The organism is Robiginitalea sp. (assembly GCF_049588695.1).
Classification (GTDB): Bacteria; Bacteroidota; Bacteroidia; order Flavobacteriales; family Flavobacteriaceae; genus Robiginitalea.
In genome coordinates this window covers 1-2,726 of sequence record NZ_JBAVZJ010000348.1, presented here as the reverse complement: position 1 = coordinate 2,726, position 2,726 = coordinate 1, and the positions used below count along the sequence as shown (strand labels likewise).

The 2,726-nt window shown below is 41.7% G+C and carries 3 protein-coding genes; all 3 read right to left on the bottom strand.

Going from position 1 to position 2,726, the window contains the following annotated elements:
• Positions 1-46 precede the first annotated feature (46 nt).
• The gene (locus WBV75_RS08475; RefSeq protein ID WP_424120197.1) at positions 47-685 is read right to left on the bottom strand and encodes a hypothetical protein; all 639 of its coding nucleotides are present in this window, start codon (positions 683-685) and stop codon (positions 47-49) included.
• A 721-nt stretch (positions 686-1,406) separates the two neighbouring features.
• Positions 1,407-2,399, bottom strand: a complete 993-nt coding sequence (locus tag WBV75_RS08470) for a hypothetical protein (protein ID WP_424120196.1) — start codon at positions 2,397-2,399, stop codon at positions 1,407-1,409.
• A partial coding sequence (locus WBV75_RS08465) for a hypothetical protein (RefSeq protein ID WP_424120195.1) occupies positions 2,400-2,726 on the bottom strand: 327 nt, incomplete at its 5' end. It abuts the gene before it with no gap.

The following is a 2,726-nucleotide window of genomic DNA, read 5'->3' as shown; positions in this document are numbered from 1 at the left end:
GAACTATGATGAGATCTTTCTTTTGCACTCCTTGTTTCATTCTCAATTAGCCTTTCAACCGTGGTAAAGATAGGTTGGAATTGTTGTCCCCTGCTTTCCGGGCAAGGATAAAAAAGAGGCTGAAAAGTATAGCGATATCCGAAAAAAGGGTGGTGTAGAAACTGTAGACAACTAAAATTCCAAAGAGAAAAAGGGTTACTACACCTCTTTTCAGGCTCAAAAACCTGGTAATGACCCAAAGGTAAGATATAACAACTGTGAGGCCCAAGAGGCCCAGATCAAAATACGTCCATAGCAACTGACTGAAATGTGGTGCTTTTGTAAATTTTCCACTCCGAATATCGAAGTATGAATATGGCCCATCACCAATCCATTTTACAGGTAATCGCTGGGCAGCCACCAAAACTATTTGGAATCTCTTCGCAGTTCTTTCTTTATAAAACTTTTCAGCTCTCTCAATAGATAACTGCTCCTCGATTGGCCCGCCCAACCTCTTTTGAATGATTGGTTTGTCCTTTAGGGAAAGGCCGGCAATTCCAATGGTTAGTATTAGAATAAGAACTCCTAGTCTGAAGACCGACCGTTCTCCATATTTATGGTATATCGGCAGGATTACAGTTGTAGCAACAAGGACTACGGCAATGAGTTTTGAAATATTTGATTCTGTAAGGAATATTGAGATCAAAAGATATACTAAAGCAATACGGGGCTTAAATACGATATGGGCAATCCTTCTGCGCTGATACAGAATAGTCGCAATTAATAAGAGTAAAAACACCCCAAGTGAATGGTCCGATTTAATGAAAAAGGAACCAAACATAAAATCAACGGATTCGATTGTTTGTCCACTTTTATTAAACCTAATCAAAAAATCATACAGGTTTTGCTGAATCAGGAGTATTGGCAGCTGTATCAATCCGATATAGAAGAAAAACCTGAAAACCTTCTCAAATGTCAAAAACTGCTCCTTAAAATTTATATACGTAAATAGATAGACACTTAAAGGGAGGAAAGGGAAAATAAAATAAACCAAAGTAGAAACAACATCTGACTTATTGAGTGTAGCCGACAATACTATTGTAAGAACATACAAAAGTGCTATAATGACAACCTTGTTAAAGACAATTCTGGCTTTTAAGAATGTATAGATGAAGTAGACTGATAGAAGGCAAACCATCAAGAAAAAAGTCATTATGGTATTGGATATACCAAAAAGGAATTGACTTAGCCCGCCGATCATAAAGACCACAATGGACAGCAGGTAAAAGCTTAACTGATAAACTAATCGAAATGTTTTCAAAGTCTAATCTTGTCTCTTTAAAAAGCAATCGGGATCTGCGGTCTTATTACAATTCCCCTTTATTATTCTCCCCCCTGTTGCTTTCAGGATTATATTAGATTTCCCGTCAACCGGCATTAAAACTTTTCGAATCTTTTACCGCTTTCAGGATAATTGGAAACTTCCATAGATGCCTGAAACGCCAGAGCATTGCCAGGCCCAAAGCCCAAAGATAGATATACTTGTTGACCAAGTATTCAAACGGGCGGTTTACAAAATTTTGTTCGAACACAATACTATTTCTGGCGGAATAATAGATGGCATTCCTGCTTTCAGTCTTAAAAAACCTTGAACTAATCCGCTTTCTGGAGGCTGATTTATCGAGGTGAAAAGAGACTTCCAAATCATGGATCACACTATCCAAAAGCAGGATGATGGCCCCGCCGGCCTGAGTAATCCGATACGAGAAGTCATGATCATCTCCGTATAAGAAGAATTCCTCTCTGGGATAACCAATTTCTCGAAGCAATTCCTTATGAAAAAACATCCCGCCATAGGGTGCGACCAGGACCTGACCCATTCGTATTCCACCATCTGAAGTCTGTTCCTCAAGCTCATACCCCAGAGCCTTTTGGAGCTTTTGCTTCCAATGGAATCCCAGAAAAGAATTGTACGGACCGATTACAGCCTGCGGGTCTCCCTGCAAAACAGCACTGCGATAACGGGACCTGTCCGGTCGGTAAGAAAGCAAACAAAAAGGCTTCCCCGGATACCTTGGAGCAAGCTTTGTATACTCCTCCTGAAGGATATGAAGGGCATCCGAAGCGGGCAGGTTATCATCATCCAGCAGCCATATATAGTCAACCGAATGTTTTTCAACCTCGACCATTCCATCCTTGAACCCTTTTGCAGAACCCGAATTGAATCCCATATCCAACAACTCAATCTTGTCCGAGCCCTCGGCCCGGGACTTGAGCAATTTCATGGCCTCCGACGTTATGCCGTTACAAACCACGACAACTGTGAAAATATCCTGAAGGCATTCCAGTTCGTCTAGGACCGGCCCCAGCAAGTGCACTCGGTCGCCATAGGTCAAGGTAACTACCCCTGTTCTTTTCATCTAATCCTGAATTCTGTCATACCCAAGTGCTTTAAAGGAAGGAAGGTGTCTCCTCTCTTCGTAAAATTCAACAAGTTTGGGGTCCTTTAAAAAGGCATATCGGCGCGAAGGGTCTACCATTTTCGCAACCCTGCCGGCCATTCCTGTGGGATCGTCTAATTCGAGAAAATCCAACACCTTTTGGAGAACTGGTATTGGTGTTTCCAAAAAGTCCTCGTACGAAATCTCACAATAGCGTTGAAACTGATCCCGGGCCTTGCAGGCTCTAGTAGTATAAAAATCCCACAAGTTAACCCCATAATCGAGGTCGTCCACCAACAGGGAATG

What these genes read in the sequence shown, in the direction of transcription:
- WBV75_RS08470 (WP_424120196.1), bottom strand. Translation starts at nt 2,399, where the DNA reads ATGAAAAGAACAGGGGTAGTTACCTTGACCTATGGCGACCGAGTGCAC.